The organism is Desertibaculum subflavum, from assembly GCA_003576705.1.
GTDB classification, from domain to species: domain Bacteria; phylum Pseudomonadota; class Alphaproteobacteria; order Ferrovibrionales; family Ferrovibrionaceae; genus Desertibaculum; species Desertibaculum subflavum.
The window spans coordinates 46,296-69,127 of record QOZS01000007.1; the positions used below are offsets into that span (position 1 = coordinate 46,296).

Sequence of the window (22,832 nt, forward strand, 5' to 3'; positions counted from 1 at the left end):
ATCCCTTCGCCGCCCCGCATTCCGGCTTTCCGCCGTTCCGACAAGGAGTTGCCCGCCCATGAGCGCGATCGTCGACATCAAGGCCCGCGAGATTCTGGACAGCCGCGGCAACCCGACCGTCGAGGTCGACGTGATCCTGGAGAGTGGGGCGGTGGGCCGCGCCGCGGTACCGTCGGGCGCCTCGACCGGCGCGCATGAGGCGGTGGAGAAGCGCGACGGCGACAAGGGCCGCTACCTCGGCAAGGGCGTGCGCGCGGCGGTCGATGCGGTGAACGGCGAGATCTTCGATGCGATGTCGGGCCGCGAGGCGGGCGAGCAGCTGGCGCTCGACCGCGTGCTGATCGATCTCGACGGCACCCCGAACAAGGCACGGCTCGGCGCCAACGCCATTCTCGGCGTCTCGCTCGCCATCGCCAAGGCGCAGGCGGTCGAGCTCGACCAGCCGCTCTGGCGCTATGTCGGCGGGGCCAATGCCCACGTCCTGCCGGTGCCGATGATGAACATCGTCAATGGCGGCGCGCATGCCGACAACCCGATCGACGTGCAGGAATTCATGATCATGCCGGTTTCCGCGCCGACGCTCGCCGACGCGGTGCGCATGGGCTCGGAAGTGTTCCACACCCTGAAGAAGCGGCTTTCCGATGCGGGCCACGGCACCAATGTCGGCGACGAGGGCGGCTTCGCGCCGAACCTTAAATCGACCACCGAGGCGCTCGACTTCGTGATGAAGGCGATCGAAGCGGCGGGTTACAAGCCGGGCAGCGACATCGCGCTGGCGCTGGATACGGCTTCGACCGAGTTCTATCGCGACGGCAAGTATCATTTCGAAGGCGAGGGCGTGGTGCGCGACGCCGCCGCGATGGTGAAGTTCTATCAGGACCTGACCTCGAAATACCCGATCCTCTCCATCGAGGACGGCATGGCCGAGGACGACTGGGCCGGCTGGAAGGCGCTGACCGATGCGATCGGCGGCAAGGTCCAGCTGGTCGGCGACGATCTTTTCGTCACCAACCCGAAGCGCCTCGCCGAAGGCATCAAGCAGGGTGTCGGCAATGCCATCCTGGTCAAGGTGAACCAGATCGGCACCTTGTCGGAGACCTTGGAGGCGGTGGAGCTCGCCCACCGCAACGCCTATCGCGCCGTGATGTCGCATCGCTCCGGCGAGACCGAGGACGCGACCATCGCCGATCTCGCGGTGGCGACCAATTGCGGGATGATCAAGACCGGTTCGCTCGCGCGCTCCGACCGCACGGCGAAATACAACCAGCTGATCCGCATCGAAGAGGCGCTCGGGCCGATGGCCCGCTATGGCGGCCGCGGCGCGCTGGCGCGCTGACTCAGCGGCTGACCGACTCGGCCGTCCCGGAAATATCGACGCCGTAGACGCAGGCGAGTTCGGCGACGCTGCATTCCTCGACCGGCTGCTGATGCGCCAGCAGGCCCGGCGCCTCGCGCGCCGGGGCAGGCGTGACGATGCCGACCGCGACGCCGCCCAGCGTCGCGAGCCCCATGGCGGCCGAAAACAGCAATCCGGCGAGGCCGAACTGGCTGCGCTCCATCGCCTCCTCCAGGTGGAGGGGGACGAGTTGCCGCGACGGGTTATGCCATTCGAGCTGCATCATGCCCCATGGCGTAGAGCCACCACGGTTGGCAAAGCGTTAACTGCGCCCTGCGGTTGCCGCATGGCTGCTCCGCCGGGCCATGCGGGGCCACGGAGCCGCCGTCAGATCGCGGCGAAATCCGCCCGCGGTCCCGGCCAGGCGAGGCCGCTTTCGGCCTCCGCATCGTTCAGGGCGAAATTCACCGCGACCGAGATGCGCGTCGCGTCGCCGCGATAGGGGTTGACCGCGTGGCGCAGGTAGGACGGGAAGATCAGGAACGCGCCCGCAGTCGGCGCGATCTTCACCGACGCGCCGCCCGCCTCGCCATCCGGCGTCGCGGCGGCGACGAAGGGGTTGTACATCGCCGGCGCGGCGCCGCGCGGATCGTAGAACTCGATCTCGCCCCCGGAATCGGGCCCGGCCGGGCCGCCATCGTCGACGTAGTAGACCGCCGACCAGAAATTGCCGGGATGGATATGGGGGTGGTTGAAATGCCCCCGGCGGATCACATTGGCCCAGGCGAACACGCGCCAGTTCGGCGCATAGTTCATGCCTGGGCGGATGCGCGTCATGCTGCGCACGGCGCTGAGCAATGTGGCCAAGAGATGCTCGCCGGCCGGGCCGGACCAGCGCGGGAAATCGATATCCGATTGCCAGCCGCCGGCGATCGACACGCGGCGGCCCGGCGTTGTGCGCTCATGTTCCAGGATGGCGCGGCTGAGCTCGCCGTTCACCTTGGCGGCATTGTCGATCCGTCCCTGCGCCAGCGGCGTCGCGAACAGTCCATGCACGTCGAGCCGCCGCCCTGCCTGCGGCGCGGCGGCGGAAGGAATGACGGCCTGCATGCGGATCCCCACCGTCAGCCCGACGGCGTCTCGCGTTGGCTGGTGAGCAATCCGCTGCCGGCCGGCGCGGGGTGTGCCGGCGGCGGCGAGAGATATGTCGGCTCGCAGAACGTGCCGTCCGGCTCGCAATAGTTCGGCTCGTACTGCACGGCAGGGGCCTTGGGATGCACGGTGGAGCCCGGGCCGGAGGTCGTCGTGCCGAGCACCGCAACAGCAGCCGCGACGGCGACCAGCCCGGCAACCGCGAGCGCCGCCAGGGTCGGCCGGGCACGGCCGACGGCGGAAGCCGCATAATCGGGGATGTCGGAACTCGGCTTCATGGCCCGCACTCCTTACCGAAACTCGGCCGCGCGCGAACCTGCGCGCACACGAACTCTGTACGAGAGAACGTGCCCGTGCGTGACGCTCATCCGTTCACGCCCGGTCACGTCCCGTTTACTCATTCCGCTGGCACCAGGCCCGGCGCGAACGGCGCCGCTTCCGAGGTGTCGGCGATCGCCGCCGGGCGCTGCACGCGGAACCACGCCGCATAGAGCGCCGGCAGGAACAGCAAAGTCAGCAGGGTCGCGACGGCAAGTCCGCCCATGATCGCGACCGCCATCGGCCCCCAGAACACATCGCGCGACAGCGGCACCATGGCGAGGATCGCCGCTGCGGCGGTCAGCGCGATCGGCCGCGCGCGGCGCACCGTCGCACCGATCACCGCGTCCCACGCGCTTTCGCCCGACCTGATGTCGGTGTCGATCTGGTCCACCAGGATGACGGAGTTGCGCATGATCATGCCGGCCAGTGCGATGATGCCGAGCATGGCGACGAACCCGATCGGCTGCTGGAACAGAAGTAGCGCCGCCGAGACTCCGATCAAGCCGAGTGGCGCCGATAGCAGCACCATGAACAGCCGCTGGAAGCTCTGCAGCTGCACCATCAGGAAGAACAGCATGAGCAGCAGCATCACAGGCATCATCGCGTTGATCGATGCCTGGCTCTTGCGGCTCTCCTCCGACGATCCGCCGATATCGATCCGATAGCCGTCCGGCAGCGTGGCACGGAGCGAGGCGAGATCCTTGTCGATCGCGGCGCTGACCGTCGGCGCCTGCACGCCGTCGCGGATGTCGGCGCGCACGCTCATCATCGTCTCGCGGCCGCGCCGCCACAGGATCGGCTCCTCCAGCTCGTAGCGGATGCGCGCGATCTGATCGAGCGGCACGTTGGCCCCGTTGCCAGTGCGGATGTTGATCGAGGCGAGATCGCCGAGCTTGAGCCGCTCCTGCGGCACCGCGCGCGCCACCACGTCGATCAGCTCGGTGCCCTCGCGGTACTGCGTCACGGTGACGCCGGTCAGGATGGTGTTGAGCGTGGTGGCGAGGTCCTGCGGGTTGACGCCGAGCGCGCGCGCCTTGGCGTGGTCGATGTCGAGCGACACCGCCTTGGCAAGCTCGTTCCATTCCAGGTTCACGTTGCGCGTATCGGGATTGGCGCGCATCACGCCGCGCACCTCCTCCGCGATGCGGCGGATCTCCTGCGGCTCCTTGCCGACGACGCGAAACTGCACCGGATAGCCGACCGGCGGGCCGTTCTCGAGCCGGGTCACGCGGCCGCGTAGCTCGACGAAATCGTTCTCGAACAGATGGCGGAGCCGCGCCAGCACGCCCTCGCGCTCGTCCAGCCCCTTGGTCTTGACCACGACTTGCGCAAAGTGCGGCATCGGGTTGTCGGGGTTCATCGGCAGGTAGAAGCGCGGCGAGTTGCCGCCGACATAGGTGGCGAACTGCTCGACGCCGGGATCGTCGGCGAGCAACTTGTCGAGCCGCTGCGCCGCCGCGAGCGTCGCCTGGATCGAGGAGCCTTCGGCGAGACGCATGTCGACCATAAGCTCAGGGCGCGAAGAGCTCGGGAAGAACTGGTTCGGGATGAAGCGGAAGCCGACGATCGAGGCGGCGAAGGCGAGCACGGTCGCCGCGATCACCGTCTTGCGCCAGGTCACGCACCAGGTGACGACGCTGCGGATCACCTGGTAGATGCGCCCGTCATGCACGCCATGGCCGGCATGAGCGCCGCGCCCGCCATGCGCGTCCTGCCGGGCCTGCCGCTTCTTGGCGAAATCCGGCAGCAGCTGATAGCCGAGATAGGGCGTGAACACGACCGCCACGATCCACGACACGATCAGCGAGATCGCGACGACCCAGAAGATGGCGTTGGTGTATTCGCCGGCCGCCGACTTGGCGAAGCCGACCGGCACGAAGCCGACCGCGGTAACCAAGGTGCCGGTCAGCATCGGGAAGGCGGTCGAGGTATAGGCGAAGCTCGCCGCCTTGATGCGGTCGAGGCCCTCCTCGAGCTTCACCACCATCATCTCCACTGCGATGATCGCATCGTCGACCAGCAGGCCCAGCGCGATGATCAGCGCGCCGAGCGAGATGCGGTGCAGGTTGATGCCCGCCATGTCCATGACCATGAAGGTGATGGCAAGCACCAGCGGCACCGACAACGCGACGACGATGCCGGTGCGGAACCCCAGGGACAGGAAGCTGACCAGCAGCACGATGCCGAGCGCTTCCGCCAGCGCCTTGGCGAAGGTGGAGATCGACTGCTCCACCACCTTCGGCTGGTCGGCCACCTTCTCGACCTCGATGCCGACGGGGAGCGCCGCCTTGATCTTGTCCATTTCGGCCGCCAGCGCGGCGCCGAGCTCGAGGTTGTTGCCGTCGGCGCGCATCGACACGGCGAGCCCCAGCACCGGCTTGCCGTTGTGGCGCATCAGGAAGCTCGGCGGGTCCTCGTAGCCGCGCTTGATCTCGGCCACGTCGCCGAGCGCGATGGTCTTGCCGTCGATGGCGATCGGCAGCGCCGCAATCATGGCGACGCGGGAGACGTCGCCCTCGATGCGGAGCGGGATGCGCGCCGTCGGCGTCTCCACCAGGCCGGCCGAGACCATGGCGTTCTGGCGCTGCAGGACGTCAAACACCTGCTGCGCGGTCAGGCCCATGGCGGCGAGCTTCTTGTGGCTGAACTCGACCCAGACCTTCTCCTTCTGGGCGCCGATCAGGTCGACCTTGCCGACATGCTTCACCGAGAGCAGGCGCTGGCGCACGTCCTCGACGATCTGCTTCAGCTCCGCCGGGCTGAACCCGTCGCCGTGGAACGCGTAGATGGTGCCGTAGACGTCGCCGAACTCGTCGTTGAAGAACGGCCCGATCACGCCTTGCGGCAAGGTGCCGCGGATGTCGCCGATCTTCTTCCGCACCTGGTACCAGGAATCCGGCACCGACTTCGGCGGCGTCGTGTCCTGCAGCACGATCTTCACGACCGACTCGCCGGGCCGCGAATAGGACTGGACGTAGTCGTAATAGGGGACTTCCTGCAGCTTCTTCTCGATCTTGTCGGTGACCTGCAGTTCGACCTCGCGTGCGGTCGCGCCCGGCCATTGCGTCGAGATCACCATCACCTTGATGGTGAACGGCGGATCCTCGGCCCGACCGAGCTTGAGATACGACCAGGTGCCGGCGGCGCCGAGCAGCAGCATGAAGAACAGGACCAAGGTCCTGTGCTCCAGCGCCCAGCGCGAGAGGTTGAAGTGCATCACGACCGCGGCGCCCCGAGCAGGCGCACGCGCTGCGCGGCGTCGAGCTTGTGCACGCCCGCGGTGACCACGAGGTCGCCTTCCTCGATGCCGCTCGCCACCAGGACGGCGTCGGCGAGATAGGCCGCGACCTGCACCGGCTTGAGGCTGAGCTTGCCGCTCGCCGGGTCGACGACCCACAGCGCCGGTTCGCTGCCCTGCTGGTAGAGCGCGGTGAGCGGCAGCGCCGCCACCGGCACGTCGCTCTTCGGCGCGAAGTTCAAGGTCGCCGTCATGCCGAGCCGCACGTCATCGCCGGCGCCGTGGATGGTGAAGCGCGCGGCATAGGTGCGGACGGCCGGATCCGCGAAGGGCGACAGCTCCCGCAGGCTGGCGCGGTAGCGCCGGTCGGGCAGGGCCCAGATCGCGACCTCGCCGCCGCCGGCGGCGCGGATCTCCTCGACCCGCTGCTCGGGCACCTGCACCGCCACTTCCTTCTCGCCGAGCCGGGCGACTTTCACAACCGGCTGGCCGGCCGCGACGGTCTGACCCGGCTCCGCCGCGACGGCGGTGACCACGCCCTCGACATCGGCGCGCAGCACGGCGTAGTCGACCTGGTTGCCCGCGAGCTTCACCTGGTTGCGCAGCTGGTCCAGGCGGGCCGCGGCGGTGTCGGCCGCCATGCGCCGCTGGTCATAGGTCGCGGCATTGAAGGCGGGGCTGCCCTTGATGCCCTCGTAGCGGGCGAGATCGGCGCGGGCCTTCACCAGATCCGCCTCGGCAGCCTCGATCTGCGACTGGACCGCGCGCAGCTGCAGGCGATAATCCTCGGGATCCAGCTGGGCGATGACCGTCCCCGGCTTGACGCGGCTGCCCACATCGACCGGGCGGGCCACGATCTTGCCGGCGACGCGGAAACCAAGGGAGGCCTCCAGCCGTGGCGCCACCGTGCCCGCCAGAACGATGGCCTGTCCGGCCGGCTCGAAGCGCACGCGCTCGGCCCGGACCGGACGCACCGGTTCCTCGGACTTGGAAGCCGCCGACTCGTTGCAGCCGGACAGCGAAAGGGCGAGCGCGCTGGCCATTATGACGGACGAGAATATATCAACTGATCGGAAGCGCAAGAAGAACCGCGTAGCCATGGCTGCCTGCCCTTTCGAACCGCGGAGTGACGGCCTTCATAACGGCCGCTTGAGGTGTAATGTAGATTACATTACATGAGCAGGCAAGAGGGAAGTCAATTGGGGAGGTCAGGAGAAGCGTTGGAATGACCCATGCGATCGAAAATGCCGCCGCCCGCAGCACAAGGCGCGATATCCGCCGCCAGGCCATGATGGAGGCCGCGGCCGAGCTGTTCCTGGACAAGGGCTATGCCGCCACCAGCCTGGCCGATGTGGTGCGCCGCTCGGGCGGGTCGCTGCAGACGCTGTACGAGCTGTTCGGCAGCAAGGACGGCCTGTTCAAGGCGCTGATCGAGAGCCGCTGCGCCCAGGTCACCGACGTGTTCGACGAGGAGGGCATTGCCGACCGTCTGCCGGAACAGGCACTGATGGAGTTCGGCCGCCGGCTGTTCGAGCTGGTGATGAGCCCGGAGGGCTTGGCCGCGATGCGCCTGATCGTCGCCGAAGGCGGCCAGGCGCCGGAGATCGCCGAAACCTTCTTCGCCAACGGCCCGGACATGGGCAAGGCCAAGGTCGGCCGCTATCTGGCGCACCAGGTCGCCCGCGGGCGGCTTGCCATCGACGACATCGAGACCGCCGCCATCCAGTTCTGCGACATGGTGAAGAGCCACTACTGCATGAAGGCGCTGTGCGGCATACCGATCGCGCTTTCGCCGGAGCAGGCCGAAGCGCATGTGCGCGGGGTGGTGGCGATGTTCCTGCGTGCCTATGCGGCGCGGAAATAGCGGCTCAAAGGCAGAGAAAGCCCTGCAGCGCGATCTGGCTGAACGGCTCGATCACCCGGGTCACCAGGAAGTCGGCGATCGGCGCCACCGCGTCGCCGGCTGCGAACACGGCGACGGCAAGCCCGATCGCGCCGCCGGCCAGCCATAGCGGCCAGCGCCGCCCGGAGGAGGGCTCCCGGGCGGGCTTTCGTGCCGTCTGCTCCAGCCAAATGCTCATGCCACCGCCGCACGCTCCTGGGCCGTCCGCGCCTCACGCCGGATCGTCCGGTCGTCGATCGGCGCATTCAAGGCCGCGGCGAGCAGTCCGAGCCCGATACATGCCCACCAGACCAGGTCGTAGGATCCGGTGGCGTCGAACACGGCCCCGCCGAGCCACACGCCTAAGATAGCGCCGACCTGGTGCCCGAGAAAGGCGATCCCGGACAAGGTGCCGAGATGGGTCAGGCCGAAAATCCGGCTGACCAGGGATGTGGTGAGCGGCACCGTCGACAGCCAGAGCAACCCGAAGGCCAGGGCGAAGATCACCGCCGAGGCGAAGGTCACGGGGGTGAACAGGAACCACAGCACCACCACGGCGCGCAGCCCGTAGAGCCCGGCCAGCAGGTGCTTCTGCCGGAACCGGTCGCCCAGCCGGCCGGCGATCAGGCAGCCCGCCACGTTGGCGAGCCCGATCAGGGCGAGCGGCCAGGCCTGAAGGTGCGGCGGGATGCCCTGGTCGGCGAGATAGGGCGTCAGGTGGATGCCGACGAAGGTGACGTGGAAGCCGCAGACGAAATAGCCGGCGGTCAGCAACAGGAATCCGGAATGGCCGGCCGCCTCGCGCAGCGCACTGCCGAGCGATTGCTGGTGGCCGCCGGCATCCGACGCGCGGGCCGGCAGCGCCTGGGCCAGAGCCACGCTGGTTGCCACCATGGCGCCGATCGCGGCGAGCGCCACCGGCCAGCCATAGGCCTGGATGAAGCCCTGGCCGAGCGGCACCATGATGAACTGGCCGAGCGAGGTGAAGGCGGTGCCGATGCCCATCACGAAGGAGCGCTGCTCGGCCGCCACCATCCGCGCCACCGCCGGCAGCACCACCGAGAAGCCGAGGCCGGCCAGCCCCATGCCGACCATGAAGCCGGTGCCCCAGGTGAAGGCGACCTGCGACGTGCTGGCGGCCGAAAGCCAGATGCCGCCGGCATAGACGAGGCCGGCGACGGTCAGGGTACGGCGCGGGCCGAAGCGGTCGGCAAGCCCGCCGACCACCGGTTGGGCCAGGCCCCAGACGATGTTCTGGATGCCGATGACGAGCGCGAAGAATTCCCGGCTCCAGCCGAGATCCAAGGTCATCGGCCGGATGAACACGCCGTAGCTCGACCGCGTGCCGAGCGCGAGCAGCAGGATCATGCTGCCCGCCAGCAGGACGAGCCAGACGCGTAGCGGCAATGCGCGCATGCTCAGTGGCGGTAGCTCGGATCGATGCGGTCGAGCTTGCGCACCAGGGCGGCGAATTCGAGATCGCCGACGCCGTTCTGCGATTCCTTGGCCGAGAAGGCATCGATGCCCTGGCCCGACTTGCGGGCGATGTCGTCGGGTATCACGCGGAGCGTGCCCGCCGCAGCGGCATCGAGCTGCACCTGGCAGGCGCGTTCGAGCCGGTAGAGGCGAAGGAAAGCTTCCGGCACCGATCGACCGGTGACCAGCAGGCCGTGATTCCACAGGATCATCGCCTTGTTGTCGCCGAGATGGGCGAGCAGACGCTCACGCTCGTCGAGCTCGAGGCTCGGCCCTTCGTAATCGTGCGTCGCCAGCCGCTCGAAGAAGCCGGTCGAGCCCATCGAGACCGGCTTCAGGCCTTCCTCGGTCGCCGCGATCGCCATGCCGGCACGGGTATGGGTGTGCATCACCACCTTGTGCTCGGCCGAGTTCGCCATGTGGATCGCCGAGTGGATGACGAAGCCCGCGTAGTTGACCGGATAGTTGCTGTCGTCCACCACATTGCCGTCGAGATCGATCTTGACCAGGTTCGATGCCGTGACCTCGTCGTAGTTGAGGCCGTAAGGGTTGATCAGGAAATGCGGCTCCGGCCCCGGCACGCGGGCCGTCAGGTGGCCATAGATCAGCTCGGTCCAGCCGAAATGATCGACCAGGCGATAGGCGGCGGCGAGCTGCACGCGCAGCATTCGCTCGGCCTGATCGGGTGCCATCTTGTAGGGATCGATCCCGGTAACGGATGCCTGCTGTTGCACGGCCATTTCCTCCCTATCGGGTTGCCTCGACTATACACCAGACCGGCGAGAAAGCCTCAGCCGAGCCCGCGGGTCACGAACGGGCCGAGGAAGTTGGCGAGGGGCAGCGGCAACTTCTTCCAGAGAGCGATGAACAGCTGGTATTTCGGGTTCAGCGGGTTGTTCTCCGGCACCTTGTCCAGGCCCTGCAGGCGATATTCGTATTGCAGGAAGGTAGGCTCGAAGCCCCAGTTCTTCTTGTAGGCGAAGGCGCCGGTGCCGGCCTTGCTGCGGCCGAAATCGAACAGCGTGGCGCCGCGCTCCGCGGCCGCCTTGTTCATCACCTCGTAGTACATCAGGTCGTAGGCGCCGTTGCCCCGCGCCGCCGGTGTGCCGCCGCCATAATAGGGCAGCACCTGCTGGCGGAAGTGGAAGTTCATCACCGAAGTGACGGCGCTGCCCGCCTCGTCTTCGACGGTGACGATCTCGCAATCGTTGCTGAAGACGCGCTTCAGGTTGGCGAAGTAACGCTTGGGGAAGACCGGGGTGCCGAGATTGCGCACGCTTTCGGCATAGACTGCGAAGCAGCGGTCGACCGTCGCGTCGACGGCGATCTTGAGCTTGCCCTGGTCGAGCGCCTTGCGCACCACCGCGCGTTGCTTGCGCGGGATCGCCAGCAGGTTCTTCTGCCGATCCGCCGTGATGGGTCGGCGAAACACCGCATAGAGATCGGTCTTGGCCGGCCAATCCGCATGTCGGCGGACGGCGCTGCGATATTCGAGATACTGCGCCCCCGTCCGTTCGAGCAGGGCGAGCGCTTCACGGTCGAGCGCGGCGCGCGCTTCCTCGTCGGCCGCGATCGGCCCGCCCTCGACGCAGAACGCGGTCGAGATCAGGCCGTTGCCGAACAGCATCGTCTTCTGGTGCACCAGCGGCAGCACGCCGACCACGGCGCCGCCTCGCTCGGCGATCAGGTAGTGTGTCGCATGGCCGAAGCTGTTCGCCACCACCTCGCGCCAGCCGAAACGGTGGAAGAACGTCGCATCGGGCGCGGCTTCGACAAAGCCGTCCCAGCGCGCCGCATCGGCCTCCGACGCGGCGCGTATGGTCGTCGCGGAACTCACGCGAGATCGGCGGCGAAGGCCTGGTCCATCCGGCCCCAGCGGAAGTCGCGCAGCAGGCGGGCGAGCTTGCCCTCCATGCGCTCCAGATTGGTGTAGTGGCGCAGCCGCGATTTGAGGCCGGCCTGATGCTGCACTGGCTGGCCGGGGTCGATCTCCCAGGGATGGAAGTAGAACATGCAGGGCTTGCCGTCGCGGGCATTGACACGGCGCATGTGGAAAGTCGACCAGGCGTAAGGCAGCAGGCGGAACCAGCCGCCGCCGCCGCACGGCACCTTGCGCCCGAACAGCACATTGGTGGTCACCGGCAGCTCGACGATGCGCCCGGCGCCTTCCTCCGGCTTGAAGGCGAAGCGCGGCGCCTCCGGCATGCCGTAGATGTCGTGCCGGATCGGATAGACCGAGGAGCTGTAGGTGTAGCCGGCCTCCGCCAGCACCTCGAAGGCCCAGAGGTTCCGGCTGCCGATGGAGAAGCTGGCGGCGCGGTAGCCGTTGACGCGCGTGCCGCCGGCATCCTCCAGCAGCTTCTTGGCGCGGCTCACATCCTCGCGGAACAACGCGGGCGACTGGCCGTCGGCGCGGAAATGCGCCATGCCGTGGCTGGCGAGCTCGTGGCCCTCCGCGACGATGCGGCGGATCAGCTGCGGATAGCGCTCGGCGACCCAGCCGAGCGTGAAGAAAGTAGCCTTGACGCCCGCCTCGTCGAACAACCCCAGTATGCGGTCGACATTGCGCTCGACGCGGCTTTCCAGGCGGTCCCAGGCGGCGCGGTCGATATGATCGAAGAAGGCCTGGACCTGGAAATAATCCTCGACGTCGACCGTCATCGCGTTGACCAGCCCCGTGGCGGGCTCGCCCTGCGCCGGCACCGTCGTGCGTTCCAACGTATCAGCTTGCATCGCGAACCTCCCGCACGCGGCCGCGTTCGAGCAGGCCGGCGGCAAGCCCGATGGCCCGCCGCAGCATGGCCTGATGCGTCGACAGGGCGCCTTCGATCGCATCGAGCCGCGGTCCGATATCCTGCAGCGCGCCGTTGCGCGGCAGGCTCCGCAAAGCCGCATCGATATTCTCAAGGCGGCTTGTCAGCTCGGTGACGGTGCCGGTCAGCGCCGCGGCGGCCGATTGCGTCGCCTCGATGCCGTCGATGCGCTGGCGGATGGTGTCGAGACCTTCGGCCGGTGCCGGCGCCGGCTTGCGCTCGAGCTTGCGCAGCCGCGCCTCCAGGGCGGCGAGCGCGTCGCCATCCGCGTCGCCGCGCTTGCGCTGTTCCAGCGTCCTGACGCGGTCGGCAAGCTCTTTCAGCTCGGCCGCCGCCGCCGCGCCGCCGGGAACGCTCTTGGCGTTGTCGCCGAGCTTGGCAATCTGCTTCTCGATTCCGTCGCAGCGCTTGACGAGCGCGGCGCGTTCGCGCTCCTGCGCCGCCTCGATCCGGTCGAGCCGCTCGGCCAGCGATGCCGGAACCGCGCCCAGACGGGCCTCGAGCTCTTCGATCTGCGCCGGCGCGATGCCGCGGGGCGTATCCCGGAAAGCGGCCTCGACGGCGGCCAGCCGCTCGGCCATCTCCGGTGCAATTCCGGATGCCGGCCCGGCGCTCTCGACGGCGCGCAGGCGCCCGGCGAGATCCTCGGCCGCCGCGCTCTCGACCTTCGCTTCCAGCGCGCCTAGTCGCAGCGCCAGATCGTCAGGAACGGCAGGCGCCGCCTTCGCCTCTTCGACGGCCTTCAGCCGGGCGGCGATGCCTTCGCTCGCCACGCCGTCGACCTTGGCCTCGACGGCGGCGAGGCGCTGTACCAGCTCGGTCGGCAGGGCGGGCTTGGCCGCCGCTTCCTCCACCGCGTGAAGGCGGCCCGCGAAATTCTCGGCGATCAGCCCGTCAAGCCTGGCCTCGGTCTCCGTCAGGCGGCGGGCGAGTTCCGGATCGGTCGCGGGCGCCGCCGGGCGGGACGCGGCTTCCTCGATGCTGGCCACCCGCCGCACCAGGTCCTCGAAGGCGCGGTCGGCCATGGCGCGCAGCCGGACATATTCCTCGATCAGGTCGAGCCGGCGGCGCAGATCGTCCACCGCGCGCGGGTCGCCGGCCGGCGCCGGGCGCTGCTCGATCATCTCCATGCGCTGGCGCAGCTCGTTCAGGGCGGCACTGTCCGGCACGATGGTGATGCGGTCGCGCGGCAGGCCGACCAGGTCCTTGCCGCGGATGTCGGGATTCTCTTCGCGCGTCAGGTCCTGTGCGACGCGCTCGACATCGGATGCGTCGAAATGGTGCTTCTCCTCCAGGAAGCCGTAGAGGAACAGCCGGTTGCACAAGTTGTTGATGCGCCGCGGCACGCCCTCGGTGTAGCGGTGGATGGCGTCGAACACCTCCGGCGCCAGGGTCGGGTCGTCCTTCCAGCCCGCAGTGTGCAGGCGGTGCTCGACATAGGACTGCGTCTCCGGCACGTCGAGCGGGCCGAGATGGTAGTTGGCGATGATGCGCTGGCGCAGCTGCTCGAGCTCGGGTGAATTCAGCACGGCGCGGAATTGCGGCTGGCCCAGGATGAAGCTCTGCAGCGGCGCGCGCTCGCCGACCTGGAAGTTCGACAGCATCCGCAGCTCTTCCAGCGCCGACGCCGTCAGGTTCTGCGCCTCGTCGATCATCAGCAGGCAGCGCTTGCCCGAGCGGTGACTGTGGGTCAGGAACGCCTCGAACTGGCGCAGCATGTCGGCCTTGCTGGTCAGGTCGGCCTTGACCCCGAAGGCGGTGACCACCGAGCGCAGCAGGTCGTCGGCATCGAGCTGGGTGGTCACGACCTTGGCGGCGATATACTTGCGGCTGTCCAGCGTGGCCAGAAGATGCGCGACCAGCGTCGTCTTGCCGGCGCCGATATCGCCGGTGATGACGATGAAACCTTCGCCCTGGTTCAGCCCGTAGGTGAGATGGGCGAGCGCCTGGTTGTGCACCGAGCTCGGGAAGAAGAACCGGTGGTCCGGCGTGAGCTGGAACGGCTCGGCCACCAGATTGTAGAACGGGGCGTACATGGTCAGAACGTCTTGCGCAGCGTCGCGACGATCGCGTTCTCCGTAAAGTCGCCGGTGCTGCCCGCGCCGCCCGTGCCGCCGGATTCGTTGCGCTTCAGGAAGCTGTAGCTCAAAGAGCCCGTCAGCGTGTCGCTGAACAGATAGTTGAGGCCGATTGTGGCGCGGTAGCTCTGATCGGAGCTGCCGTCGCCGCCGCTGCCATAGCTTTCGGAATAGCTGAGCGTCAGGAAGGACGACAACAGCGGCGACAGCTGATGCCCGAAGGTGAAGAACACCGAATCTTCCTTGCGCAGTCCCGGGCCGGTGACCGTGCCGGGATTGTCGTCGGTGATCGTGTCCTGCTCGATATGCGCGTACGAGAGGTTGATGCTGTCGCGCGTCCAGGTGGTGCCGATATTCGCCAGGAACCGCCTGGTCAGCGTGAGGTTGTCGGTCGTCGGCAACCCGCCGATGCCGCGGCCGGTAAAGGACTGGCCGGTCAGCCGGTCGACGAAGCGGCCGCGCGGATCGATCTGCGTCTCGCCGAGCGCGTTGAGGTACTGGTCGATGGCCAGGCCGACGCTCTCGGAATAGGACGCCGTGAAGGTGGTGCGGGCGGTGATGTCCCAGCGGGCGTCGCCGCTGAACGAAACGTCCTGATAGCGCCAGCCGGCCTGGAAGCGCAGCCGCGTCCGGTCGCTCGGCGTCCAGACGAAGCCGCCGAGCGCGTAGGGACCGCTGACGTCGCGCGTCAGGCCCGCATCGTCGATATCGTCGATGCCGACGGTGCCGAGCAGGCCGAAATCCGAATTGATGTTGTATTGCGAGGTCGCGTCGGCGTTCAGCGCGGTGAGCGTGCCGCGGTCGCGCTTGCTCTCCGTGGCCGAGCCGCTGAGCCGCCACAGGAAGCGGGTGAAGTCGCTGCCGCTGGAGAGCAGGGCCGATGCGCTGTGGCTCTCGGTGTCGGTGGCACGGCCCGCCGTTCCGGTTCCGCCGCCGCCGGTCGAGCTGCTGGGAGTCGAGGTGAACGACTGGCTGCGAGTGAGGCGCAGCTCCGATTCGGCAAAACCGGCATAGCGGTGCCGCCAATAGGGGCTGATCGAATAGACGTAAATGTCTTGCTGGTTCGACCCGGTATTGCGATCGGTCGCCGAAACCTGCCCGCCCTCGTCGATCGAGGTGCGCGCGATCGACCCGCTCGCATCGAGGAAGATCGAATCCTTGATGATCTCGATGTTGCCGATGGCCGCCGCCTGCTGCGACAGGTCATCCAGCTCGGTATGGTCGAGATGGAGCTCTTTCGTCAGGGAGTAGTTGAGGTTGATGCGGGCGCGCCGGCCGGTTCCGGACAGGACGACGCCGCCGGTCAGCCGCGTGATCAGGTCGGATTCCTTCGCCGAGCCCGAGCTGCTGTTGACGTTGTCGGTGAAGGTCTCCTGGACCTCGACGAACGGATCGATCTGCCACTCGCCGGCCCGCGCGGTCGGCATCAGCACGAGGCAACTCCCGAACAGACAAAACAAGCCCGCACCGGCACCGGTGCAGGCTCTCCTCCGTCTGTCCCCGACAGCTCCCCCGAGCTCCACGCAGGTTCGCTCCGCTTTCTAGTTTCTCCGTTGCGCGTAGGCACCGTAGCCGTAGCTGCCGTACCCGCCGAACTGCTCCGAGCTCGAGGCTGAACTCGCCTTGTTGAGCATCAGACTTATGTTCGGGCAGCGGGTCAACTGGCGCAACGACGCTTCGATCGCGCTTTGGCTGGTCTTCTCGGCCTCGACGACGAGCAGGATCTGCCCGACATGCAGCGCCATCACCGAAGGCTCGCTGGTGGCGAGCACCGGCGGCGTGTCGATCACGATCACGCGGTCTGTATAGCGCTTGGCGAGGTCGGTCATCAATGAGCCCATGCGGTGGCTGGCAAGCAGTTCGGTCGCGCGCGGCGTCGGCGTGCCGGCCGGCAGCAAGGTGAGATTCGGCACGTTCTCGCAGCGCATGAGCACATCCGAGAGATCGAGCTGCGAGTCGCCCAGAAGGTCGGTCAGGCCGAGCTTCGCCTCGACGCCGAGCCGGGGCAGGATCGAGGGGTTCATCACGTCGCCGTCGACCAGCAGGACGTTGAGGTCCGACTCGGAGGCGATGCTCATGGCGAGGTTGATGGCGGTGAAGGTCTTGCCTTCGCCGGGCAGCGAGCTCGTCACCATGATCACGTGCGCGTCCTCGGTCCGCCCCTCCTCGGAGAAGGCCTTCAGCAGCAGCGGCCGCTTCAGGATGCGGTATTCCTCGGAGATCAGCGTCTTGTCGCCACGCGGCGACACCATGCCGGCGAGGATCAGGCGGTTGATGTCGATCGAGGCCTGCTGGCTCTCCTTGCGGCGCAGCGGCGTCGCCTGCGGCGGTGCGGCAACCGGTTCGGCGGCGCGCGCCGGCGCGGCCGGCGCCGGCTGGATCGGTGCGCCCTGGCTCTGGCCGGGGGCGGCCGGACTGGAAACGCCCTGCGCGGGCGCGCCCTGGCTGCCGAGCGCCTTCAGCTTCTCGGCCGCGCGTTGCATCAGATTGAGGGGCGCGTCGTCGGCCATGGCGTCACAAAAATCCAAGCATGCTGGGGCTGAGGGGGAATTTCGGCGTCGCCACCATCACGCCGCCATAGATGACGACCAGCGCGCCGGTCACCGCCGCGAAGCCCACGATCGCCATCGCCTTTTGCCGCCGCTCCACGCTGGTGGTCAGCCGCGAAACCGCGCCGAGCACCGGATAGGCGAAGGTGCGCCGGACCTTGGCGATGGTCGCCATCGAGTCATCGAGCAGGGTCAGCAGCACGGCGAGTGCGGCACCGGCAGCAAGGCCTGCCACCAGGATCATGCTGGCATAGAGAAGCCGCGGCGGACCGGAAGGCTTGCTCGGCTGGGTCGGCGGCTCGACGATGCGGAACGACAGCGAGGTGTCGCGCCGGTCGTCCTTGGCCTGTGCCAGCCGCGCCGATTCGCGGCGTGCCAGCAGCTCGTCGTACTGCTTCTTGATCACGCCGTAGTCGCGGTTGAGGTTGGCCTGCCGCGCCTCGAGCGCCGCCGCCTGCGAGGTATCGGCGACGCGCTGCTTGTAGAGCGCTTCCGCCTCGCTCAACCGCCGCTGCGCCAGCTCCAGATTGGCCTCGGCATCGCCCTGGCGGATGCGCAGCTGCTCGTAAACCGGATTGGACACCGTGCTGCGTGCCCGGGTCGAGCCGGGTGAGCCGGCGGGACGGTTGCGTCCCTCCTCCTCGGCGCGCTTGCGCGCCGCGTCGAGATCGGCCTGGACGCTGGCGATCTGCCGGCGCGTCTGCGCCACGTCGGGATGCTTGTCGGTGAAGCGCAGCGTCAAGCTGTCGAGAGAGGTCTGCAGCTCCTTCAGGCGCGACGACAGCGTCTCCTCCTCGGACGAAAGCTGCCGGCCGCGGTCGATCATCACCACCGGCGCGCTTTCCACCGCAAGGGTCGGCGAGGTCTCGCGAAGCTGACGCTGGATCGCCTCCAGGCGGATCTGCGCCTCGCCGAGCTCGCGCCGCGCCGCCTGCACCTGCACCTCGGCGCTGCCGAGCGCCTGATAGGCGGTGCCCTCCTGCGGCAGCTTGCCGATATTCTCCTGCTTGAACTCCGACAGGCGCCGCTCGGCCTCCTGCAGCTGCCGTTCGTAATCGGCGATCTGCCGGTTCAGGAAGGCCTGCGCCTGCTCCATCTCGCGCCGGCTGTCGCCGACATTGGACTCGACGAAGATGGTCAGCAGCGACTGGACGACGCGCAGCGCTTCGGCGGCGTCGCTGCTGCTGTAGTTGATCGCGAACAGGTTGCGCGCGCCGCGGTCGCCCAGGATCTCGATCCGGCTGCTCAGGCTCTCGACCAGCGCATCGTGCTCCTGCTGGTTGCGCGCCTTCAGGTCCAGATCCGCCATGCGGATCACCCGCTCGACATTTGGCCGGGTCAGCAGGGTACGCTGCATCACCTGGACCTGCTGCGCCAGGTTCGGCTCGACGGTCAGGCCCTTGAGCAGCGGCGCCAGCAGTGAATCGGTGTCCACATAGACGCGCGTACTGGCCGAGTAATTGTTCGGCAGCACCGCCACCACCGCCCAGCCGACCAGGCAGATCAGCCAGGCAAGCGCCAGCGCGATCCAGCGCCGCTTCCACGCGCCCCGCGCATAGGCCAGCAGTTCCGGCAGCAGCTCGGCGATACTATTCATCCCGGCGGCGCTCCGAGGTGGCGATCGGGCCAGCTCCGGCCCGAGATTGGCCGGAGACTAGAGACGGAAACCAGAACAAACACTTAATGCGTTCGCCTGGCGGGGATTCCTGTCGGGTCAGAACCAGGATTGCGGGATGATCAGGATGTCGCCGGGCAGCACCGGGGCATTGGCCTGCACCTTGCCGTCCTTCAACAGATCGTCGAGGGCGACCTGGTAGTAGGTGTCCTGCCCGCCTTCCTTGCGGACCAGGACGGCCCGGTTGCCGGCGGCGAACGGCGTCAGCCCGCCCACCTGGATCATGACGTCCAGCACCGACATGTTCTCGCGATAGGGAATGGCCTGGGGCGCCGCCGCCTCGCCGACCACCCGCACCTGCTGGCTGAACGGCCCGACGAAGCCGTTGACGATCACTGTGACCACCGGCTCCTGCACATATTGCTTGAGCTGGTTCTCCAGGTCGCGGCCGAGCTCGGAGGGGCGCTTGCCAGCGGCCTGCACGTCCTCGATCAGCGGCGTCGAGATCTTGCCGTCCGGGCGCACCGGCACGCTGGCCGACAGCTCCGGGTTGCGCCAGACGAAGATATTGAGCGAATCGCCCGGTCCGATCAGATAGTCCGGCGTCGGGATCTGCTTCGCGGCAGTGATCGGCGAGGTGGCGATGTCCGGATAGCTTGAGCATGCGGGCAACCCGATCACGAGCCCAATCATCATGCCCGCGATCGAGAGACATTGCAGTGACGGCAGTCGCACGTTGGAAACCCCCTCTGGGCCGGCCGTTACCGCGCTCGGCGAGGACCGCGTCCCCCGGTTCGGACCGGAAAGCGTTCACGCGGCGCGGCGCAACAAGTATCGCCGGAGCTACTAGCACAATGGAATCCGGCTGTCATTCGCCCTTCGTCTTGCACCAATAAACCCTTCCGAAACGTGACCGAAAATATTCCTTGTGCGTTTCGCCCGTCTGGTCATACGGACAGGGCCTCCGCCGAACGGGACCTTATGCGCATCCTCTATCACCACCGCACTCGCTCGCGCGACGGACAGGCCGTCCATATCGAGGAGCTGCTGGCGGCGCTGCGCGCGCTCGGGCACGAGATCCGCGTCGTGGCGCCGCCGGCGACCGAGGGGGCGGATTTCGGCGCCGATGCCGGCCTGGTCGCCAGCCTGAAGCGCTGGCTGCCGCGGCAGATCTACGAACTCCTTGAATTCGCTTACAATTTCATCGACTACCGGCGCCTCAAATCGGCGGCCGAAGGGTTCCGGCCGGACATCATCTACGAGCGCTACAACCTCTACACCCTGGCCGGCGTGTGGCTGGCGCGGCGCCGGCGCCTGCCGCTTCTGCTGGAGGTGAACGCGCCGCTCGTGCACGAGCGCGCGGCCTTCGGCGGGCTCGGCCTGCCGGCCCTGGCGCGCTGGACCGAGCGCAAGGCCTGGGCCTCGGCCGATACTGTGCTCCCGGTGACACAGGTGCTGGCAGAAATGGTGCGGGCCGAGGCAGGTGCCTCGATTCCGGTCGTGGTGATCCCCAACGGGGTCGATCCCGCCGCCTTCGCCCGCCCGGTCGACGGCGCCGCGGCCAAGGCGCGGCTCGGCCTTTCCGGCCGCATCGTGCTCGGCTTCACCGGCTTCGTCCGCGACTGGCACCGGGTCGACCGCGTGCTGGAGGTGATGGCGAGCCCCGAATGTCCCGGCAACGTGCATTTCCTGCTGGTCGGGGATGGCACCGTGCGCGCCGCGCTGGAAGAGCAGGCGCGCCGTCTCGGCCTCGCCGACCGGGTCAGCTTCCCGGGCGTGGTGCCGCGCAGCGAGATCCCGGACTATGTCGCCGCCTTCGACATCGCCCTGCAGCCGCATGTCGTGGCCTATGCCTCGCCGCTCAAGCTGTTCGAGTATCTGGCGCTGGGCCGTGCGGTGATCGCGCCCGACACGCCCAATATCCGCGAGGTGCTGGATGACGGCGAGAACGGCCTGCTATTCGATCCGGCGAGCGACCAGAGTTTCCGCGATGGCCTGCTGCGCCTGATCCGCGACGAAGCCCTGCGCGACCGCCTGGGCCGGGCGGCGCATGCCACCATCGAACGACGGGGCCTCACCTGGCACCACAATGCGGAACGGGTGACCCGGCTGGCGGAGCAGCTGCTGGCCCGGCGTGCCGGCGCGGCGATCGGCAGTCAGGTCGGAGCGCGGCCCTGATGCTGCATTCTCCGCGGTCCGAGGGACGGCCGCTCCGGCTGCTCACCTTTTCCACGCTGTTCCCGCATGCCGGCGATCCGACGCATGGGGTCTTCGTGGAGAACCGTCTGCGCCACCTGCTGGCGAGCGGCCAGGCCACGGCGCGGGTGGTCGCGCCGGTACCCTGGGTGCCGCCCATGATGCCACCCTGGGTGCCGCTGCCTCCGGAATACACCAAGGCGCGCCTGGCGCCGGCGGCGGAGCGGCGCCACGGCATCGAGGTCGTGCATCCGCGCTATCTGGTGGTGCCGAAGCTCGGCATGCGCCTGACGCCGCACACGCTGTACCGCGCGGCGCACCGCACCGTGCGGCGGCTGATGGCCGGCGGCTGGGAATTCGACCTGATCGACGCGCATTACTTCTACCCCGACGGCGTCGCCGCGGCCTGGCTCGCCGACGAACTCGGCAAACCGCTCACCATCACTGCGCGCGGCACCGACATCAACCTGATCCCGGCCTATCCGGGCCCGCGCCGCTTGATCGTCGAGGCGGCGGCGCGCGCCGACGGCATCATCACCGTCTGCCGCGCGCTGAAGGACCGGCTGGTCGAGCTCGGCGCCGCGCCGGACAAGATCCGCGTGCTCCGAAACGGCGTCGACCTCGCCATGTTCCGGCCGGCGGACCGCGCGGCGGCGCGTGCCGCGCTCGGCCTCCGGCGCACCGCGCTGGTCTCGGTCGGCCACCTGATCGAGCGCAAGGGGCATGACCTCGTCATCGCGGCGCTGCCGGAGTTGCCCGACACCGACCTGCTGATCGCCGGCGACGGGCCGGAGGAGCGGTCCCTGCGCGCCCAGGCCGAGCGCCTGCAGGTCGCGGACCGCGTGCGCTTCCTCGGCCGCCTCGCCCACCGGCAATTGCGCGAAGTCTACGAGGCGGCGGATCTTCTGGTGCTGGCGTCAAGCCGCGAAGGCTGGGCCAACGTGCTGCTGGAGGCCATGGCCTGCGGCACGCCGGTTCTGGCCTCCAACGTCTGGGGCACGCCGGAAGTGATCGAGGCGCCGGAGGCGGGCGAGCTGATGGACGAGCGATCGGCTGCGGGCGTCGCGCGCGGCGTGCGCCGCCTGCTGGCGCGTTTGCCGGACCGGCGGGCGACGCGCGCCTATGCCGAGCAGTTCAGCTGGGACGACACCACGCAGGGCCAGCTCGACCTGTTCCGATCGATCCTCGCCCGCCAACCGCAGGTGCAGAAAGCTCAATAGGCGGGCGCGCCGAAGGCGTGCACCAGGCGTGCGCGCCCGTCCAGGAACTCGGCCGCGGTCAGGATGCCGGTGGCGAAGCAGCCGCCGTCGAGCCCGACCCGGGTCGGCCGCGGCGGCGCGGCGCGCCACAGCGCATCGCCGCATCGGATCGCCGGGTCCTCGATGGTATGGCCATGCACCACCAGAACCTGTTCCGGCATCGTCTCGCGATGGCTAAGGAAGCGGTCGCGGATCCACAGCAGGGTGTCGGGATCCTGCTGGTCCAGTGCCAGCGCCGGATCGATCCCCGCATGCACGAAGAACAGATCGCCCAGCCGGTGCATGCGCGGCAGGCCGCGCAGGAAGGTCAGCCGGTCCGGCCCCAGTGCGCTGATCAATTGGGTCGGCAGATCGCTGTCGCGCGCAGCGCGGCGCGGCAGGCCCAGGCTGTCCATGGTGGCCGCGCCGCCATTCGAGACCCAGACCGCGACCGACTCGCCGAGCCGGCCCGGCGGCTCGATGCAATCGAGCAGCAGCGCCTCGTGATTGCCGAGCAGGCAGACCGTCTCCACCTCGCGCAGCGAAAGCGGCCGGCGCACCAGATCGAGCACCGCCAGGCTGTCGTTGCCGCGGTCGACATAGTCGCCGAGCCAGAGGCAGGTGCCGCGGCCATGTGCGGCCAAGTCGCGCTCCACCGCGCGCAGCAGCATCTCCGCCTGGTCCACCATGCCGTGTACATCGCCGATGGCGACCACCAGCTCGCCTTCCGGCATGGCGATGCCGGGCAGCTCGATCCAGGGCGAGTGGCGGATTTCGATGGTGGTCATGGCGCAGCGTTAACCATAGAGCGTGCGCCGGCAAGGAACAGCCGCCGCGGCGGGTGCCGGGCGGCTCGGGTCGGGGCTCGGTGACGCTGGTCACATGGCCGCAGGCCGGAAACGGGGGCCGGGCCGATCTGCTATCCGGTGCGCGCCGAA

General features: G+C 68.4%; 20 protein-coding genes. 4 read left to right on the plus strand and 16 right to left on the minus strand.

Annotation, left to right across the window (positions count from 1 at the left end; translation table 11 throughout):
- The first annotated feature begins 58 nt into the window (after window positions 1–58).
- A complete protein-coding gene (eno, locus tag DT074_RS05315; RefSeq protein WP_119418783.1) occupies window positions 59–1,336 on the plus strand; it encodes a phosphopyruvate hydratase in 1,278 nt (425 codons plus the stop codon).
- Window position 1,337: 1 nt separating this feature from the next.
- On the opposite strand, the gene DT074_RS05320 is transcribed toward eno, so the two are convergent.
- The 5 genes from DT074_RS05320 to DT074_RS05340 form a co-directional block, all read right to left on the minus strand.
- A complete protein-coding gene (locus DT074_RS05320) occupies window positions 1,338–1,622 on the minus strand; it encodes a hypothetical protein (RefSeq protein ID WP_119418784.1) in 285 nt (94 codons plus the stop codon).
- Window positions 1,623–1,723: 101 nt separating this feature from the next.
- Window positions 1,724–2,446: a TIGR02466 family protein gene (locus DT074_RS05325; protein WP_162914642.1), complete on the minus strand. Its 723-nt coding sequence runs from the start codon at window positions 2,444–2,446 to the stop codon at window positions 1,724–1,726.
- Between the two features lie 14 nt (window positions 2,447–2,460).
- Window positions 2,461–2,766, minus strand: a complete 306-nt coding sequence (locus DT074_RS05330; protein ID WP_119418786.1) for a hypothetical protein — start codon at window positions 2,764–2,766, stop codon at window positions 2,461–2,463.
- A 119-nt stretch (window positions 2,767–2,885) separates the two neighbouring features.
- Window positions 2,886–6,026: an efflux RND transporter permease subunit gene (locus tag DT074_RS05335; RefSeq protein WP_119418787.1), complete on the minus strand. Its 3,141-nt coding sequence runs from the start codon at window positions 6,024–6,026 to the stop codon at window positions 2,886–2,888.
- Window positions 6,026–7,021 (minus strand): efflux RND transporter periplasmic adaptor subunit, encoded by a 996-nt coding sequence (locus tag DT074_RS05340; RefSeq protein ID WP_162914643.1) that lies wholly within the window; start codon window positions 7,019–7,021, stop codon window positions 6,026–6,028. Before DT074_RS05340 ends, DT074_RS05335 begins: the two co-directional genes overlap by 1 nt.
- A 251-nt stretch (window positions 7,022–7,272) precedes the next feature.
- Between DT074_RS05340 and DT074_RS05345 the strand changes: the two genes are divergently transcribed.
- Complete coding sequence (locus DT074_RS05345) at window positions 7,273–7,911, plus strand: TetR/AcrR family transcriptional regulator (protein ID WP_119418789.1); 639 nt, start codon at window positions 7,273–7,275, stop codon at window positions 7,909–7,911.
- Window positions 7,912–7,915: 4 nt separating this feature from the next.
- On the opposite strand, the gene DT074_RS05350 is transcribed toward DT074_RS05345, so the two are convergent.
- The 10 genes from DT074_RS05350 to DT074_RS05395 form a co-directional block, all read right to left on the minus strand.
- Window positions 7,916–8,128, minus strand: a complete 213-nt coding sequence (locus DT074_RS05350) for a hypothetical protein (protein ID WP_119418790.1) — start codon at window positions 8,126–8,128, stop codon at window positions 7,916–7,918.
- Window positions 8,125–9,345 (minus strand): MFS transporter, encoded by a 1,221-nt coding sequence (locus DT074_RS05355; protein WP_119418791.1) that lies wholly within the window; start codon window positions 9,343–9,345, stop codon window positions 8,125–8,127. The genes DT074_RS05350 and DT074_RS05355 overlap by 4 nt, the downstream gene beginning before the upstream one ends.
- A gap of 2 nt (window positions 9,346–9,347) precedes the next feature.
- A complete protein-coding gene (locus DT074_RS05360; RefSeq protein ID WP_438503665.1) occupies window positions 9,348–10,097 on the minus strand; it encodes a class II aldolase/adducin family protein in 750 nt (249 codons plus the stop codon).
- A 98-nt stretch (window positions 10,098–10,195) separates the two neighbouring features.
- A complete protein-coding gene (locus DT074_RS05365; protein ID WP_119418793.1) occupies window positions 10,196–11,242 on the minus strand; it encodes a FemAB family XrtA/PEP-CTERM system-associated protein in 1,047 nt (348 codons plus the stop codon).
- The gene (locus DT074_RS05370) at window positions 11,239–12,138 is read right to left on the minus strand and encodes an XrtA system polysaccharide deacetylase (RefSeq protein WP_368744437.1); all 900 of its coding nucleotides are present in this window, start codon (window positions 12,136–12,138) and stop codon (window positions 11,239–11,241) included. Before DT074_RS05370 ends, DT074_RS05365 begins: the two co-directional genes overlap by 4 nt.
- Window positions 12,128–14,254, minus strand: coding sequence for an XrtA/PEP-CTERM system-associated ATPase (locus DT074_RS05375; protein WP_119418794.1), 2,127 nt, complete (start codon window positions 14,252–14,254; stop codon window positions 12,128–12,130). The genes DT074_RS05370 and DT074_RS05375 overlap by 11 nt, the downstream gene beginning before the upstream one ends.
- 2 nt (window positions 14,255–14,256) lie before the next feature.
- On the minus strand, window positions 14,257–15,723 hold the full coding sequence (locus tag DT074_RS05380) for a TIGR03016 family PEP-CTERM system-associated outer membrane protein (RefSeq protein ID WP_368744459.1): 1,467 nt from the start codon (window positions 15,721–15,723) through the stop codon (window positions 14,257–14,259).
- A gap of 114 nt (window positions 15,724–15,837) precedes the next feature.
- Window positions 15,838–16,806, minus strand: coding sequence for an XrtA-associated tyrosine autokinase (locus DT074_RS05385; RefSeq protein ID WP_119418796.1), 969 nt, complete (start codon window positions 16,804–16,806; stop codon window positions 15,838–15,840).
- Between the two features lie 4 nt (window positions 16,807–16,810).
- A complete protein-coding gene (locus DT074_RS05390; RefSeq protein ID WP_119418797.1) occupies window positions 16,811–18,442 on the minus strand; it encodes an XrtA system polysaccharide chain length determinant in 1,632 nt (543 codons plus the stop codon).
- 117 nt (window positions 18,443–18,559) lie between these two features.
- Window positions 18,560–19,153, minus strand: coding sequence for an XrtA/PEP-CTERM system exopolysaccharide export protein (locus DT074_RS05395; RefSeq protein WP_119418867.1), 594 nt, complete (start codon window positions 19,151–19,153; stop codon window positions 18,560–18,562).
- A 288-nt stretch (window positions 19,154–19,441) separates the two neighbouring features.
- Here DT074_RS05395 and DT074_RS05400 point away from each other — a divergent pair, with 288 nt between their 5' ends.
- Together DT074_RS05400 and DT074_RS05405 are read left to right on the plus strand one after the other, a co-directional pair.
- The gene (locus DT074_RS05400; RefSeq protein ID WP_119418798.1) at window positions 19,442–20,638 is read left to right on the plus strand and encodes a glycosyltransferase family 4 protein; all 1,197 of its coding nucleotides are present in this window, start codon (window positions 19,442–19,444) and stop codon (window positions 20,636–20,638) included.
- Window positions 20,638–21,876, plus strand: coding sequence for a glycosyltransferase (locus DT074_RS05405; RefSeq protein WP_119418799.1), 1,239 nt, complete (start codon window positions 20,638–20,640; stop codon window positions 21,874–21,876). The genes DT074_RS05400 and DT074_RS05405 overlap by 1 nt, the downstream gene beginning before the upstream one ends.
- Here DT074_RS05405 and DT074_RS05410 read toward each other — a convergent pair.
- Entirely contained in the window at window positions 21,870–22,682 is an 813-nt protein-coding gene (locus tag DT074_RS05410; protein WP_119418800.1) for a metallophosphoesterase, read from the minus strand. The genes DT074_RS05405 and DT074_RS05410 overlap by 7 nt on opposite strands.
- Between the last annotated feature and the right edge of the window lie 150 nt (window positions 22,683–22,832).

Bases quoted from the DNA above. Each gene is read 5' to 3' on its own strand.
- eno (WP_119418783.1), top strand. From the start codon at position 59: ATGAGCGCGATCGTCGACATCAAGGCCCGCGAGATTCTGGACAGCCGC.
- DT074_RS05320 (WP_119418784.1), bottom strand. From the start codon at position 1,622: ATGATGCAGCTCGAATGGCATAACCCGTCGCGGCAACTCGTCCCCCTC.
- DT074_RS05325 (WP_162914642.1), bottom strand. From the start codon at position 2,446: ATGCAGGCCGTCATTCCTTCCGCCGCCGCGCCGCAGGCAGGGCGGCGG.
- DT074_RS05330 (WP_119418786.1), bottom strand. From the start codon at position 2,766: ATGAAGCCGAGTTCCGACATCCCCGATTATGCGGCTTCCGCCGTCGGC.
- DT074_RS05335 (WP_119418787.1), bottom strand. From the start codon at position 6,026: ATGCACTTCAACCTCTCGCGCTGGGCGCTGGAGCACAGGACCTTGGTC.
- DT074_RS05345 (WP_119418789.1), top strand. From the start codon at position 7,273: ATGACCCATGCGATCGAAAATGCCGCCGCCCGCAGCACAAGGCGCGAT.
- DT074_RS05350 (WP_119418790.1), bottom strand. From the start codon at position 8,128: ATGAGCATTTGGCTGGAGCAGACGGCACGAAAGCCCGCCCGGGAGCCC.
- DT074_RS05355 (WP_119418791.1), bottom strand. From the start codon at position 9,345: ATGCGCGCATTGCCGCTACGCGTCTGGCTCGTCCTGCTGGCGGGCAGC.
- DT074_RS05360 (WP_438503665.1), bottom strand. From the start codon at position 10,097: ATGGCACCCGATCAGGCCGAGCGAATGCTGCGCGTGCAGCTCGCCGCC.
- DT074_RS05370 (WP_368744437.1), bottom strand. From the start codon at position 12,138: ATGCAAGCTGATACGTTGGAACGCACGACGGTGCCGGCGCAGGGCGAG.
- DT074_RS05375 (WP_119418794.1), bottom strand. From the start codon at position 14,254: ATGTACGCCCCGTTCTACAATCTGGTGGCCGAGCCGTTCCAGCTCACG.
- DT074_RS05380 (WP_368744459.1), bottom strand. From the start codon at position 15,723: ATGCCGACCGCGCGGGCCGGCGAGTGGCAGATCGATCCGTTCGTCGAG.
- DT074_RS05385 (WP_119418796.1), bottom strand. From the start codon at position 16,806: ATGGCCGACGACGCGCCCCTCAATCTGATGCAACGCGCGGCCGAGAAG.
- DT074_RS05390 (WP_119418797.1), bottom strand. From the start codon at position 18,442: ATGAATAGTATCGCCGAGCTGCTGCCGGAACTGCTGGCCTATGCGCGG.
- DT074_RS05395 (WP_119418867.1), bottom strand. From the start codon at position 19,153: ATGATTGGGCTCGTGATCGGGTTGCCCGCATGCTCAAGCTATCCGGAC.
- DT074_RS05400 (WP_119418798.1), top strand. From the start codon at position 19,442: ATGCGCATCCTCTATCACCACCGCACTCGCTCGCGCGACGGACAGGCC.
- DT074_RS05405 (WP_119418799.1), top strand. From the start codon at position 20,638: ATGCTGCATTCTCCGCGGTCCGAGGGACGGCCGCTCCGGCTGCTCACC.
- DT074_RS05410 (WP_119418800.1), bottom strand. From the start codon at position 22,682: ATGACCACCATCGAAATCCGCCACTCGCCCTGGATCGAGCTGCCCGGC.